General features: G+C 70.2%; 10 protein-coding genes. 6 read left to right on the plus strand and 4 right to left on the minus strand.

Annotated elements, in window-relative coordinates; genetic code table 11:
• Positions 1–128: 128 nt before the first annotated feature.
• The gene (locus tag K3N28_RS04750; protein WP_228091320.1) at positions 129–1,046 is read left to right on the plus strand and encodes an ABC transporter ATP-binding protein; all 918 of its coding nucleotides are present in this window, start codon (positions 129–131) and stop codon (positions 1,044–1,046) included.
• Positions 1,043–2,146 (plus strand): ABC transporter permease, encoded by a 1,104-nt coding sequence (locus K3N28_RS04755; RefSeq protein ID WP_228091321.1) that lies wholly within the window; start codon positions 1,043–1,045, stop codon positions 2,144–2,146. Before K3N28_RS04750 ends, K3N28_RS04755 begins: the two co-directional genes overlap by 4 nt.
• A gap of 173 nt (positions 2,147–2,319) precedes the next feature.
• Here the strand turns inward: K3N28_RS04755 and rsmI are convergent, their stop codons facing one another.
• Positions 2,320–3,174, minus strand: a complete 855-nt coding sequence (gene rsmI, locus K3N28_RS04760; RefSeq protein WP_374209701.1) for a 16S rRNA (cytidine(1402)-2'-O)-methyltransferase — start codon at positions 3,172–3,174, stop codon at positions 2,320–2,322.
• 337 nt (positions 3,175–3,511) lie between these two features.
• On the opposite strand from rsmI, the gene K3N28_RS04765 reads away from it, so the two are divergent.
• Positions 3,512–4,066, plus strand: a complete 555-nt coding sequence (locus tag K3N28_RS04765; protein ID WP_228091391.1) for a restriction endonuclease — start codon at positions 3,512–3,514, stop codon at positions 4,064–4,066.
• Between the two features lie 152 nt (positions 4,067–4,218).
• Here K3N28_RS04765 and K3N28_RS04770 read toward each other — a convergent pair whose 3' ends face one another.
• The 3 genes from K3N28_RS04770 to K3N28_RS04780 form a co-directional block, all read right to left on the minus strand.
• Positions 4,219–5,592, minus strand: a complete 1,374-nt coding sequence (locus K3N28_RS04770) for a S1C family serine protease (protein WP_228091323.1) — start codon at positions 5,590–5,592, stop codon at positions 4,219–4,221.
• 188 nt (positions 5,593–5,780) lie between these two features.
• Complete coding sequence (locus K3N28_RS04775) at positions 5,781–7,277, minus strand: cell wall metabolism sensor histidine kinase WalK (RefSeq protein ID WP_228091324.1); 1,497 nt, start codon at positions 7,275–7,277, stop codon at positions 5,781–5,783.
• Complete coding sequence (locus K3N28_RS04780; RefSeq protein WP_228091325.1) at positions 7,274–7,993, minus strand: response regulator transcription factor; 720 nt, start codon at positions 7,991–7,993, stop codon at positions 7,274–7,276. Before K3N28_RS04780 ends, K3N28_RS04775 begins: the two co-directional genes overlap by 4 nt.
• Positions 7,994–8,300: 307 nt before the next feature.
• Between K3N28_RS04780 and K3N28_RS04785 the strand changes: the two genes are divergently transcribed.
• The 3 genes from K3N28_RS04785 (at position 8,301) to K3N28_RS04795 (ending at position 14,269) form a co-directional block, all read left to right on the plus strand.
• Positions 8,301–8,654, plus strand: coding sequence for an STAS domain-containing protein (locus K3N28_RS04785; protein WP_091053583.1), 354 nt, complete (start codon positions 8,301–8,303; stop codon positions 8,652–8,654).
• Between the two features lie 295 nt (positions 8,655–8,949).
• Positions 8,950–12,723, plus strand: a complete 3,774-nt coding sequence (locus K3N28_RS04790) for a multifunctional oxoglutarate decarboxylase/oxoglutarate dehydrogenase thiamine pyrophosphate-binding subunit/dihydrolipoyllysine-residue succinyltransferase subunit (protein ID WP_228091326.1) — start codon at positions 8,950–8,952, stop codon at positions 12,721–12,723.
• Between the two features lie 223 nt (positions 12,724–12,946).
• Positions 12,947–14,269, plus strand: coding sequence for an extracellular solute-binding protein (locus K3N28_RS04795; protein WP_228091327.1), 1,323 nt, complete (start codon positions 12,947–12,949; stop codon positions 14,267–14,269).
• Positions 14,270–14,291 lie beyond the last annotated feature (22 nt).

Consider the following 14,291-nt stretch of genomic DNA (forward strand, 5'->3'; position numbering starts at 1 on the left):
GCACGTTCCGCGGCCGTGCGCGGCGCCGTCCCCGCGCCGGCGCCGATTCGCCGCCGCGCGCTTCGGAACGCGCGCACCGCGAGGCCGAGAACCCGATCACATCGGGCGATGGCATAGCGTTAGCCGGTATGGACGCCGCCATCGAGGTCGCCGACCTCCGCAAGACCTACCGCGGCCGGAGGACCGGTGAGGTCCGCGCCGTCGACGGGGTGAGCTTCCGCGTCGAGCGCGGCGAGTTCTTCGGGATCCTCGGCCCCAACGGGGCCGGGAAGACCACCACCCTGGAGATCGTCGAAGGACTGCGCAAGCCCGACTCCGGGACCGTGCGCCTCCTCGGGCGGTCCCCGTGGCCCCACTCCCCCGAACTGACCGGCCGCCTCGGCGTGCAGCTCCAGGCGTCCTCGTTCTTCGAGTTCCTGACCGCGAAGGAGCAGATCGAGACGTTCGCGGAACTGTACGGGGCCGCGAAGGGCCGAGGCGACGAGATGCTCGACCTGGTCGGCCTCACCGAGCACGCCGACGTCCGCTGCGAGAAGCTCTCCGGCGGCCAGCAGCAGCGGCTGTCGTTGGCCTGCGCGCTCGTGGGCGACCCCGAACTGGTGTTCCTCGACGAGCCGACCGCGGCCCTCGACCCGCAGGCGCGGCGCAACCTCTGGGACCTCATGCGCGCGATCAACGCCGAAGGCCGCACCGTGGTGCTGACCACGCACTACATGGAGGAGGCCGAGGCGCTCTGCGACCGGGTCGCCATCATGGACGCCGGGAAGATCAAGGCCGTCGACTCCCCCGCCGGATTCGTGCGGGCCCTCGACGCCCCGACCCGGGTGACCATCGCGGCCGGGCAGCTCAGCGAGGAGCGCGTCAAGGAGCTCGCGTCCGGTGAGTCCGTCACCGCGGGCGAGACCCAGGTCGTGTTCGAGACGCGCGACCCGCGGAAGCTCCTGACGGCCCTCGCCTCGGACGGGGCCCTGGAGGACCTGTCGGTGCGCACGGCGAACCTCGAAGACGTCTTCTTGCACGTGACCGGACGGGAGTGGCGGGAATGAGCCTCGATACGGCCGAAGCGCGCACCGGGCGGCCCCGGATCAGCGCGAGCCGGGCGTACCCGGCGCTGGTGCGGGCGCTCGGGCGCGGGTGGCTGCGCGACCGCAGCCAGGTGTTCTTCACGATCCTGCTGCCGCTGATGTTCATGGTGCTGCTGGCGAGCGTGTTCGGTTCCACCGCGAACACGGTTTCGCGCGTGATCGCGGTCGGCGACGTCGCGGTGCTCGACGAGGCGGATCCCGACACGTTCACCGTCACCGAGGCGGCCGGTCTCGACGAGGCGCTGGCGGTGATGCGCGCGGGCGACGCGGACGCCGCGGTCGTCCAGGACGGCGACACCGTGCGGATCTACCCGTCGTCGACGAACTCGACCTCGGGCGCGATCGCCGCGGGGAACCTGTCGGCGCTGGTCGACGACGTGAACGTGGAGGTCCTGGCGGAGGCCGCGCCGAGCGAGCCGGTGCTGACCACCGAGGTCGAGGAGGCCGAGGGCGGCGCGATGCGGCCGATCCAGTACCTGGCGCCGGGGATCCTGGCGTGGGGCATCGCGATCGCGGGCGTGTTCGGCGCGGCCGGCACGATGGTGGACTGGAAGCGGGACAAGCTCCTGCGGCGGCTGCGGCTGACGCCCGCGTCGGTGAAGACGTTCCTGGGCGCGAAGGTCTCGGTGAACCTCGCGGTCGCGGTCGTGCAGACCGCGGTGTTCCTCGCGGTGGCGGCCCTCGCCTTCGGGCTGGAGCTGTCGGCGTGGACGTGGTTCGCGGTGCCGCTGGTGGTGCTCGGGACGTTCGCATTCCTCGCGATCGGCGTGGTCATCGGCGGCATCGCCCAGACGAGCCCGGCCGCGGCCGGGTTGAGCAACCTCGTGACGATGCCGATGGCGTTCGTGTCCGGGGCGTTCTATCCGCTGGCGCTGTCGCCGGAGTGGGTGCAGTGGCTCTCGTACCTCTCGCCGATGCGGTACCTCAACGAGGCGCTGCAGGCGGTGGTGGTCTACGGCTCGCCGCCGTCGTCGGTGCTGCCGCAGGTGGGGATGCTGGCGGCCTTCGCCGTGGCGATCGGCCTGGTGTCGTGGAAGACCTTCAAGTTCGACGAGCTGTGAGCGTCGCACCCGCGCGCGCGTCTCGTCGCAAGCCGAACTGACGCCGACTCGTACGACGCCCTCCACGTCGCGCTCGCTGAGCGACTCGGCCGTCCCCCGCTGACCGCGGAGGCCCGCATCGAGCACCGCACGGTGCGCGAGTGCGACCATTCCCCCTGACGGGGAATCCCCGCTCAGTCGGCCTTGAGGACCGCTTCGTAGACGTCGCGGCGGCTCACACCGAAGCGGAGCGCCACCGTCTTCATCGCGATCTTGCGGTCGGTCCCGGTCGCCTCCAGGGCGGCGACCGCCGCGGCCATCGCCTCCGGGGTCGCCTCGCTCGCGGCGGGGCCCGTCCAGCCCGAGACCACCAGGGTGATCTCGCCGCGCGGCGGGTCGGCCTCCGCGCCCTCGGCCAGCGCGGCGAGGCCGCCGCGGCGGACCTCCTCGTGGGTCTTCGTCAGCTCCCGGCACAGCGCCGCGGGCCGGTCGTCGCCGAAGACGGCGGCCATGGCGCGCAAGGTGTCCGTGACGCGCCGCGGCGACTCGAAGAACACCATGGTGCGCTTCTCCTCGGCGAGCTCGGTGAACAGGCGCCGCCGCTCGCCGTCCTTGCGCGGGGCGAAGCCCTCGAAGCAGAACCGGTCGCACGGCATCCCCGAGAGCGCCAGCGCGGTCGTCACGGCGCTCGCGCCCGGCGCGCAGGTGATCGGGATGCCCGCGTCGACGGCGGCCTTGACGAGGCGGAAGCCCGGGTCGGAGACGGAGGGCATCCCGCCGTCGGTGATGATCGCGACCCGCTTCCCGTCGTGCAGCCGTTCGAGGAGGGCGGTGGTCTTGCCCGCTTCGTTCGCTTCGAAATACGACGTGATCACCGCTCCTGGAACGACTTCCAGCTCGCTCAGGAGCCGCCGGAGCCGCCGGGTATCCTCTGCGGCGATGACGTCGGCGCGGGCCAGCTCGGTCCGGAGCCGAGGCGAGGCGTCCTCTGGATTTCCCAGCGGCGCACCGAGAAGCACCAAAACGCCGGTTGTTGATGTCGACACCAGGCCAGTATCCCCCACCGGCCTCGGCGGGGGACGGGCTCGGTGAGCGCGTCGCGACGGGCCGCACATGCAGGCTGTCGATCCATGCTGTCGGGTACCGGACATTGCCCTTACGCGTGAGCGAACGGTAACGGATACTTGAAGTGACATCACAGGAGACAAAACGCCAGCCGCCTCTCGGCGATGCTTGCGAGCCGTAAGTCCGTCGAGCCCTCTGGACCAAGTGGAGGCCGCCATGTCCGTGATCCTCAGAGTCGGAGCGGGAATCGCCGTTCTCGTCCTCGGTTACTTCGTTCTCGGATTCATAGCGGACCATTGGGCCTGGTTCGCGTCGGTGGCGATGTTGTTGGGGGGCACGGCCCTCGCGGGATGGATCCTGTTCCGCAGCCGCGGCCACGAGACCCGCGACAGGACCATGACGGCCGAGCGGCACGATCTCATGCGCAGCGTCGACAAGATGAACATCCCGGCATTCGACGCGATGGTGGGCCAGCTGCTGGTCGGTCTGGACGCCAAGCGGGTCAAGAAGTTCGGGCACCGCAAGAACGACTTGGGCTGCAACTTCGTGGTGACGTTCACCAACGGCAAGCGGATCATCGTGCGCGCCAAGAAGGACGACAAGACCTTGCGCCGGCGCAACGGCAACCGGCACGTGCAGATCCTCGGCGGCGAGATCAAGGCCCGCTGGGACTGCGACGCGGGCGTGCTCATCACCAACGCGAACCTGCACTGGATGCACCACGCCGCCCGCAACGAGGCCGTCGCGCACCAGTTGGGCGTCCTCATCGTAGACCGCGACCGCCTGGCCGAGTGGATCGACACCGGCATCGCCCCGGTGGAGCTGCGCCCCGCGCGGGCCGCGCTCCAGGCGACGAGCACCAACAGCTCGCAGTGAACGCACCGGGGACGACGTGCCGCGCACGGTTGGGCGCTGTACGACGTTCCCGGTGCGGCGTTCTCCGGACCTGATCGCGCGACGGCGGCCCCGAGCCTCTGGCTCGGGGCCGCGTTCCGCCGATGTGTCCGCGTCGAGACGCGAAGGGCCGGTTAGGAGGCGGCGAGGGTCGCCGTCGTCTCCTGCTCTTCCTGGCCGCGGAGGTAGGTGATCACGACCTCGGTGCCCGAGGACGTGCCCTGCACCGCGGAGACGACCGCGGAGGCGCTGGTGACGGGTTCGCCGTCGATCGCGATGATCACGTCGCCCTCCTGGAGTCCGGCCTCGGCGGCCGGGGAGCCGGGCTCGACGCTGAGGATCATGGCCCCGTTGCCGTCGGTGTCGCCCACCGAGACCCCGAGGTAGCCCCGCTCGACCGAGCCGTTCTCGATGAGCTGCTCCACCGTGTCCTGCACGATGTTCGACGGGATCGCGAAGCCCAGCCCGATCGAACCCGAGTCGGTGGTCGCGATGGCCGTGTTGATGCCGATGAGCTCGCCGCCGCCGTCGACGAGCGCGCCGCCGGAGTTGCCGGAGTTGATCGCCGCGTCGGTCTGGAGCAGCCCGGTCAGCGTCTGGCCCTGCTGCTGGCGGGGACTCTGGGAGTCCTCCCCCGCGACGGTCATCGAACGGTCGAGGGCCGAGACGATCCCGGTCGTCACCGTGCCCTCGAGGCCCAGCGGCGAGCCGATCGCGACGGTCACGTCGCCGACCTGCACGGCGTCGGAGTCGCCGAAGGTGATCGGGGTCAGGTCGTCCGCACCGGAGACCTGGATGACCGCGAGGTCCTGGGTCGCGTCCGTGGCCACGATCGAGGCGTCGGCGGTGGTGCCGTCCGAGAACCGGACCTGCACGGTCTGGGCGCCGTCGACCACGTGGTTGTTCGTGACGATGTAGCCGTCCTCGGAGTAGACCACGCCCGAGCCCTCGGCCGCGTCGGTCACGATGGTGACCACCGAGGGGCGGACCTTGTCCACGATCTCCGTGTAGGTCATGCCCTCGCCGGCGTCCATGGACACGGACTGGACCACCGTGGAACCGGTGTCGCTGTCGTTGAGGAACCAGCCGGCGACGCCGCCCGCGCCGCCCGCGAGCAGTGCCAGCGCGAGCGCCCCGGCGACGAGCTTGCCGCGGGCCTTGCCGGGGCCGGACGGCGCGCCCGGCCGCTGGTACATCGGCGGGACGGGCGGCCCGGCGTGCTGCCAGGCGGGGGCCTCCCCGGGACCGGCCATGTGCGGGGCTCCGGCGGGCGCGCCTTGGAGCACGCGGGTGTGATCGGAGGGCGGGGCCGGGTGGGCCGCCGCGGGCTGGTGCTGCGGGACGGTGTGGTGGGCGGGCGCCGGGTTCGCGGGCGGTTCGTGGGCGGGCGCGCCGCTCGGAGGCAGGCTCGTCGCGGGCGCGTCGGCCGCTGCGGCTTCGGGGTGGTCGGCCCCTTCGGGGCGCTGCGGTCCGGTCCCCTCGGGGCCGGTGCTCTCAGTGCTGCTCATATAAGGCAGCATGCAGGGCGCAGCTCGCGGCCCGCTGCGAAAACGCCTTAAAACCCTTTAATGATCCGAGTCTCGTCCGGAAGCAAGCCGCCTGGTCAGACGGCTCGGCCGCGCGTCGCCGCATCCGCAGGGCATCGACGGACCTCAACGTTTTCCAAGCATCCCCTGTGGGCGCCGCCGCCGCGTCCCTACTCGGGGGCGGGTTCGGCCGTCAGGAGGACGGTGAAGGCGGTGCCCTCGCCGGGTTCGGAGGCGACCTGGACGGTGCCGCCGTGGGATTTGACGATGGCCGCCACGATCGCGAGACCGAGTCCCGAGCCCGGGTGGTCGACCTCGTCGGACCGGAAGAAGCGCTCGAAGACGCGTTCGGTCGTGGCGGGAGCCATGCCGGGCCCGTCGTCGGCGACGGTGAGCCGCACCTGCTCGCCTTCGGAGGCGACCTCGACGCCGACCTTCGTGCCGGGCGGGGTGTGCCGGACGGCGTTCGAGAGCAGGTTGTCGAGGACCTGGCGCATGCGGGCCCGGTCGGCGGCGACGACGGTGGACGCGCCCGGGGCGCTGCTGAAGCGGAACTCGTGCGTCTCGGACATGACCGCGTGGGCCGCGACGGCCTCGTGGCCGAGGACGGCGAGGTCCACCGGCTCGGTCTCGACCGGACGCTCCTGCCCGAGCCGGGCGAGGTGCAGCAGGTCCCCCACGAGCAGGCCCATACGTTTGGCGGCCTCCTCGATCTGTCCGATGTAGTGCTGCCGGTCGGCCTCGGGCATCTGCGGGTTGGTGCGCACCAGCTCCGCGTAGCCGCGCACGCTCGTCAGGGGGGTGCGCAGCTCGTGGGAGGCGTCGGCGATGAACTCGCGCATGCGCTCCTCGGAGTCGTGCGCGCGCTCCTCGGAGTACTCGCGGGCGCGGATGGCGCCCTCGATCTTGGTGAGCATCGTGTTGATGGCGTAGCCGACGCGGCCGACCTCGGTGTTGGGGTCGTGGTCGGGGACGCGCCGCGAGTAGTTCCCGGCGGCGATCATCGCGGCGGTGTTCTCGATCTGTCGCAGCGGCGAGAGGCTCGCGCGGACCAGGCCGACGCCGATCGCGGCGAGGCCCGCGAGGACGCCCGCGCCGATGAGGATGTCGACCCACACGAGCCCGGCGACGGTCTTGTCGAAGTGCGAGAGCTTGTAGGAGAGGACGTAGTAGGTCTCGGGGTCGAGGTTGTGCGCCTGGGGGTCGTACTCGGGGTCCTTGCTGCCGACCTTGGAGCCGGGCAGGGCCAGGACGCGCCAGCGCGTGACGCCGTCGGCGCCGAGCGCCGTGAACGCCTGCCCGTCGGCGGCGGCGAGTCGCTCGTAGTCGAAGACCGGGTAGTCGCTGCGGTCGGCGGGTCGGTCGAGGCGGTTCCCGGCGGGGGTGAGGAAGCTGAAGATGTACTGCTCGGGGCGCAGGCCGGGGGCCTCTTCGGAGTTCTCGAAGTTGGTGGGGTCGAAGAACTCGGGGTACCAGCTGGTCAGCTGGGTCTCGAGCTCCTCGTCGACGGTGCCGAGGAAGTAGGAGTGCAGCGCCAGGATCGTGGAGACGCTGATGAGGATGAGCGAGCCCGCGACGAGGACGAGCACGGCCACGGTGAGCCGGACCCGCAGCGGGGTGCGGTCCCACCTGTCACGGACGCCTGCCAGGACTCGTGGAGAGCTCAACGAGGCTGCTCCCGCAGGACGTAGCCGATGCCGCGGAGGGTCTGGATGAGCTTGGGCTCCCCGGTGTCGATCTTGCGGCGCAGATAGGAGACGTAGGACTCGACGATGCCGTCGTCGCCGCGGAAGTCGTAACGCCACACGTGGTCGAGGATCTGGGCCTTGGAGAGGACGCGCCCGGCGTTGATCATGAAGTAGCGCAGCAGTTTGAACTCGGTGGGCGAGAGCTGCACGGCCTTGCCGGCGCGCCAGACCTCGTGGGTCTCCTCGTCGAGTTCGAGGTCGGCGTACTGGAGGCGCGAGGGCCGGGGCAGTTCCCCGGAGGAGCGGCGCAGGACGGCGCGGATGCGGGCGACGACCTCTTCGAGCGCGAAGGGCTTGGTGATGTAGTCGTCGCCGCCGACGGACAGGCCGGTGACCGTGTCGGCGGTGTCGTCGCGGGCGGTGAGGAAGAGCACGGGGGTGTGGTCGGAGCCCGAGCGCATCCGGCGCACGACTTCGAAGCCGTCGAAGTCGGGGAGGTTCACGTCGAGGACGACCAGGTCGGGGCGGTGCCGGGCGATGGAGCGGAGCGCCTCGTCGCCGGTGCCGACGGCGTGGACGGCGAAGCCCGCGTACCGCAGCGAGGTGGCGAGCAGCTCGCAGATGTTCTCCTCGTCTTCGACGACGAGCAGGGTGGCCTCGGTCTCGGTGCTCGGCTGGCTGGTCGAAAGCGGCATAGGCCTCTCACAGGGTCGGCGGTCAGCGGTCCGCAGGTCACGGGTGGTTTTGAAGCATACGCCGAGACGTGGGGCGCGCCAACCGGTCCGGATCGGATCGCGGTGCGCGGGGGCGGGGCTCCGGCACGCGTGACGCTGCGCAGCGACGCCCGCCACGTTCGGGTGACCTTTATCTGAGGTGTGCGCGGGTTTGAGTGAAACGCTCGTGCGCGAACCGCCTTCCCTCGTACCGGTCGGATAGACTTTGTGGCGCAGCCGGGCACGGCACGTGCTCGGGCCGGGGCATCCTACCGAATCAGGTGAGTTCATGACGCTGTCAATCGAGACCGCCACGACCGATGCCGGGGTCGTCACCGTGGAGCTGGCCGGCGAGGTCGATTACGCGACCGCACCGCAGATCCGCGAGACGATCACCAACGCCCTCGAGGCCGGGGGCGCCACGGCCATCCGGGTCGACGTCGCCAAGGTGACGGTCCTCGACTCCACCGGCATCGGCACCATCGTGGTGGCGTACCGCATCGCCCGCGAGATGGGCGTCGCGCTCGCCGTCGTCAACCCCAACCGTTTCATCACCCGCCTGTTCACCGTCGTCGGCGCCGAGGAACTCCTCGAAGAGCCGACCGAGACGTTCTCGGGCAAGGAGCGCAGCGCGGCCGGCTGACCGCACTGCGAGGCCGTTCGCGCCCCGGGTCCCCCGGGGCGCGATTGCGCTGTCCGCCCTGTCCGAGGGCGGGCACTTCTCCGCACATCGCAATGCCCGCGATCGTGCGAAACGCCGATGTGGCGAACGAGACCCTTCCCCGCATTCACCTGCTGCGCAGCGGCTTCGCGGCGGTGTCAGTGACCGGTCCCGCAACGGCGTTACCGGTACTACACTTTCTCCTCCTCCCGGTTACCCTTGAGTCCGGGGACTACCGTCCCCGTCCACGCAGCGTCAAAGAAGAGGCGATTCAGTCGTGTCGAGTGCGACTCCGGGCAATCCGTTGACCGATTTCGGTGCCAATGAATGGCTGGTCAACGAGATGTATGAGCGTTACCGCGAAAACCCCGACAGTGTCAGCGCCGGGTGGCGCGAATTCTTCGGCGGCGATCCCCAGCACACGTCGTTCGCCGACGACGGCGCGACCCGGGCGGCGGCCGAGCCCGCGGCGGCGAAGCCCGCCGAAGCGGCTCCCGCCCGGAAGCCCGAGCCGGTCGCGGCGGCGCCCGCGACGCGATCCGACGAGCCCGAGCCGGCGAAGCCCGCGGCCGAGCCCGCCGCTGCGTCCCCCTCCTCGGCGACGCGCGCCGACCGCGCGTCGGACGAGACCGAACCTGCGAAGAAGGCGACTCCACACGTGAACGAACCCGCCGCGACCGACGGCTCCGCAGGCGCCGTGACCAAGCCGCTCAAAGGCGTCGCCGCCAAGGTCGCCCAGAACATGGACGCGTCCCTGGAGATCCCCACGGCCACCTCGGTCCGGGCGATCCCCGCGAAGCTCCTGTTCGACAACCGGATCGTCATCAACAACCACCTCAAGCGCGGCCAGGGCGGGAAGGTCTCCTTCACGCACCTCATCGGCTACGCGCTGGTGCAGGCCGTCAAGGCCCACCCGGGCATGAACGCCTCCTACAAGGTCGTCGACGGCAAGCCGCAGCTGGTCACGCCCGAGCACATCAACCTCGGCCTCGCGATCGACCTGTCCCGGCCCGACGGCACCCGCACGCTCGTGGTCCCGTCGATCAAGAACTGCGAGTCCATGGACTTCCGCGAGTTCTTCCAGGCCTACGAGGACCTGGTCCGCAAGGCCCGGAGCAACAAGCTCACGATGGAGGACCACGCCGGGGCGACGCTGACGCTCACCAATCCCGGCGGCATCGGCACCGTCCACTCCGTCCCGCGCCTGATGAAGGGCCAGGGCCTCATCGTCGGCGTCGGCGCCATGGAGGTGCCCGCCGAATTCGCCGGAGCCTCCGACGAGACCCTGTCCGACCTGGGCGTCTCCCGGATCATGACGGTGACGTCGACCTATGACCACCGGATCATCCAGGGCGCCGAGTCCGGCCAGTTCCTCGCGACCCTGCACCGGCTGCTGCTCGGCGACGCGTTCTTCGACGAGGTCTTCCGCTCGCTGATGATCCCCTACGAGCCGGTGCGCTGGGTCCGCGACGTCTCGAAGACCCACGAGGGCCAGATCGACAAGAACGCCCGGGTCATCGAGCTCATCCACGCCTACCGGGTCCGCGGCCACCTCATGGCCGACACCAACCCGCTGCACTACGAGATCCGCCGCCACCCCGACCTCGACATCCTGTCGCACGGCCTCACCCTGTGGGACCTGGACCGGACCTTCCCCGTGGGCGGCTTCGCGGGCCAGCAGCGCATGAAGCTGCGCGACATCCTCGGCGTCCTGCGCGACTCCTACTGCCGTCGCGTCGGCGTGGAGTACATGCACATCCAGGACCCCGAGGAGCGCTCCTGGATCCAGCGCCGCATCGAGGTCCCGTTCGAGAAGCCGAAGGTCGAGGAGCAGAAGCACATCCTCGGGCGGCTCAACGCCGCCGAGGCCTTCGAGACGTTCCTGCAGACCAAGTTCGTCGGCCAGAAGCGCTTCAGCCTCGAAGGCGGCGAGTCGCTCATCCCGCTGCTCGACCGCGTCCTCAACGAGGCCGCGACCGCCGACATCGACGAGGTCGTCATCGGCATGCCCCACCGCGGGCGCCTGAACGTCCTCGCCAACATCGTCGGCAAGAAGCTCTCCAAGATCTTCACCGAGTTCGAGGGGCACATCGACCCCAAGAGCATCGGCGGCTCCGGCGACGTCAAGTACCACCTGGGCCTCACCGGCAAGTTCACCTCCCCCGACGGGAGGCACGAGACCGTCGTGTCGGTCGCGGCGAACCCCTCGCACCTGGAGGCCGTGAACCCGGTGCTCGAAGGGATCGTGCGCGCCAAGCAGGACCGGCTCGACCTCGGCGAGGACGGCTTCACCGTCATGCCCGTGGCGATCCACGGCGACGCGGCCTTCGCGGGCCAGGGCGTGGTGGCCGAGACGCTGAACCTCTCGCAGCTGCGCGGCTACCGCACCGGCGGCACCGTGCACGTCGTCGTCAACAACCAGGTCGGCTTCACCACCGCCCCGGCGTACTCGCGCTCGAGCCTGTACTGCACCGACGTCGCCCGCATGATCCAGGCGCCGATCTTCCACGTCAACGGGGACGACCCCGAGGCCGTGTGCGAGGTCGCGAAGCTCGCGTTCGCCTACCGCCAGCAGTTCCGCAAGGACGTCGTCATCGACATGGTCTGCTACCGCCGGCGCGGCCACAACGAGGGCGACGACCCCAAGATGACCAACCCGCAGATGTACCAGGTCATCGACGGCAAGCAGTCCGTGCGCAAGCTCTACACCCGCGCGCTCATCGGCCGCGGCGACATCACCATGGAGGACGCCGAGGAGGCGCTCGCGGACTACCAGGCCCAGCTCGAACGGGTCTTCCGCGAGACCAAGGAGGCCCTGGCCGGGCAGACCGGCCCGCTGCCGTGGCGCCACCAGCCCGAGCCCGTGGCCGACATCGACACCGCCGTCGACGCCGAGACCATCGCGATGATCGGCAAGGCCCACACCACGCTGCCGGAGGGCTTCACGCCGCACAAGGCCGTCCGCAAGGTCCTCGAGAAGCGCAGCGAGATGTCCACGTCCGGCACCGTCGACTGGGCGTTCGCCGAGACCCTCGCGTTCGGGTCGCTCCTCATGCAGGGCAAGGCCGTGCGCCTCGCCGGGCAGGACTCGCGGCGCGGCACGTTCGTGCAGCGCCACGCGGTCGTCGTCGACCAGGCCACCGGCGCGGAGTACACGCCGCTGGCCCACCTGGGCGAGCAGGCCGCGAAGTTCTTCGTCTACGACTCGCTGCTCAGCGAGTTCGCCGCGCTCGGCTTCGAGTACGGCTACTCGGTGGAGAACCCCGAGATGCTCGTCCTGTGGGAGGCCCAGTTCGGCGACTTCGTCGACGGCGCCCAGACCATCACCGACGAGTTCATCTCCTCGGGCGAGGCCAAGTGGGGCCAGCACTCCGGCGTCACGCTGCTGCTGCCGCACGGCCACGAGGGCGCGGGCCCCGACCACACCTCGGGCCGCATCGAGCGGTTCCTGCAGCTGTGCGCCGACGAGAACATGCGCGTGGTCAACTCCACGAGCCCGGCCAACTACTTCCACCTGCTGCGCCGCCAGGCCCTCGACCCGGTCAAGAAGCCCCTGGTCGTCTTCACCCCGAAGTCGCTGCTGCGCCACAAGGCCGCGGTCAGCCCGCTCGAGGAGTTCACCAGCGGCGGCTTCCGGCCGGTCCTCACCGACCCGGCCGTCGCGAGCGGCCAGATCCGGCCGGAGGACGTCAAGCGGGTCCTGCTGTGCGCGGGCAAGGTCTACTACGACCTGGCCGCCGCCCGCCAGAGCCGCGGCGTCACCGACACCGCGATCCTCCGCGTCGAGCAGCTCTACCCGCTGCCGGCCGAGGAGCTGAAGCGCGCCCTCGGCGCCTTCCCGAACGCGGAGGACACCGCGTGGGTCCAGGAGGAGCCGGCGAACCAGGGCGCCTGGTCGCACATCGCGCTCAACCTGCTGGAACAGCTCGGCGGGGTCCACCTGCGCCGCATCTCGCGCCCGGCCGCCGCCGCGCCGTCCACCGGCTCGCCGAAGGTCCACGAAGTCGAGCAGCAGGCGCTCGTCGACGTCGCGGTGCCGCAGCCGCAGTAGTCGCCCGGAACCGTCGCGGGGGAGGCCTTCGGGCCTCCCCCGCTTTCGTCCCTGATGAGGTTTACCGGTAACGTTTTCGTATCAACCTGGCCTCACCTGCGTTTTTATAATGGTTGCGCTAAAGGCGGGCTCTTGACTCCGGGGATGAGAACGATAACAATGGCAGAGCGGCCCGCCCCTCGGACGGCCGTCCCGACAACGATCACATTGGAGTGATGCATTGATGCCGAATCATCCCTCGCCACCTGGATCCGTTTCCAGGCGGGCACTCCTCACCGGCACGGCGGCCGTCGCCGGGATCGGACTGACCGGCTGCGGTTCGGCCACTGACGCGTTCAGCGGCCAGACCACGGTCAAGCAGTGGAACCTGCTGGCAGGCTCCGACGGCGCGATCATGACCGACATGCACGCCCAGTTCATGGACGAGACCGGGATCAACCTCAAGGCCACCACCTTCGCCTGGGGCACGCCGTTCTACACCAAACTGGTCATGGGCGCCTCCGGCGGCAACGCCGCCGACGTCGCCACCATCCACCTCTCCCGGCTCGGCAGCCTCTCGCCCGACACCCTCCTCGACGAGATCGGGCTCGACGAACTCGCCGCCGCGGGCCTCGACCCCGAGGACTTCTCGCCGACGATCTGGGAACGGTGCTTCGCGGACGACCGCCTGTACGCCATCCCGCTCGACACGCACGTCCTGGTCAACTACTACAACCGCACCATCTGCGGCGAGGCGGGCGTGCTGAACGCCGACGGCACGCTCCTGGAGACCCACGGCGTCGAGGAGTACTTCGACCTGCTCAGGGCCGTCAAGGACGTCACCGGCGAGTACGGCACCTCGCTCGACACCAACGCCGGATGGCGCCAGTTCTGGGCCTGGTACCGCCAGCAGGACGGCGAGTGGATCTTCCACGAGGACGGCCACGAGCTCGACGACGACAAGGCCCTGGCCGCCATCGACGTCATGTGGCGCATGGCCGAGGAGGGGCTGTGCCCGCGCATCTCCGACGGCGGGGCCACCGCCGCCAACTTCGAGAACGGCGCCGCGGGCCTGGTGCAGGTCGGCAACTGGGAGATCGCCCGATTCCGCGCCTTCGACGAGGCGCAGGGACTCGACTTCTCCATGACCGAGATGCCCGACTTCTTCGGCAACCGGCGCACCCAGGGCGACGTCCACTCATTCGTCCTCCCCCGGCACAACAGCTGGGACCCCGAGGTCCGCTCGGCCACGCTCGAGTACATCTCATGGATGCTCCAGAACAGCTTCCAGTGGGGTGCGGGAGCGGGGCACACCCCCGCGTACCTGCCCGTCACCGAGAGCCCCGAGTACCAGGAGCTGGAGCCCAACGCCGAGTACGCCGGCGTGGTCGACAACGTGCAGTTCGACCCCCAGGTCTGGTTCTCCGGGTCCGCCGCGCGCCTGGCCGATGAGGTCGCCCAGGTGCTCGCCGGCGTGTACGCGGGCAACACCACGCCCGAGCAGGCACTCGACGGCATCAAGGCGCGCGCGCAGACGCTGGTCGAACTCCCCAACCCGATCGATTGAAACGATGCATAGGGACCTCTCT

The organism is Glycomyces sp. TRM65418, from assembly GCF_019710475.1.
Taxonomy (GTDB): Bacteria; Actinomycetota; Actinomycetes; order Mycobacteriales; family Micromonosporaceae; genus Glycomyces.

What these genes read in the sequence shown, in the direction of transcription:
- K3N28_RS04750 (WP_228091320.1), top strand. Translation starts at nt 129, where the DNA reads ATGGACGCCGCCATCGAGGTCGCCGACCTCCGCAAGACCTACCGCGGC.
- K3N28_RS04755 (WP_228091321.1), top strand. Translation starts at nt 1,043, where the DNA reads ATGAGCCTCGATACGGCCGAAGCGCGCACCGGGCGGCCCCGGATCAGC.
- K3N28_RS04765 (WP_228091391.1), top strand. Translation starts at nt 3,512, where the DNA reads ATGTTGTTGGGGGGCACGGCCCTCGCGGGATGGATCCTGTTCCGCAGC.
- K3N28_RS04770 (WP_228091323.1), bottom strand. Translation starts at nt 5,592, where the DNA reads ATGAGCAGCACTGAGAGCACCGGCCCCGAGGGGACCGGACCGCAGCGC.
- K3N28_RS04780 (WP_228091325.1), bottom strand. Translation starts at nt 7,993, where the DNA reads ATGCCGCTTTCGACCAGCCAGCCGAGCACCGAGACCGAGGCCACCCTG.
- K3N28_RS04785 (WP_091053583.1), top strand. Translation starts at nt 8,301, where the DNA reads ATGACGCTGTCAATCGAGACCGCCACGACCGATGCCGGGGTCGTCACC.
- K3N28_RS04795 (WP_228091327.1), top strand. Translation starts at nt 12,947, where the DNA reads ATGCCGAATCATCCCTCGCCACCTGGATCCGTTTCCAGGCGGGCACTC.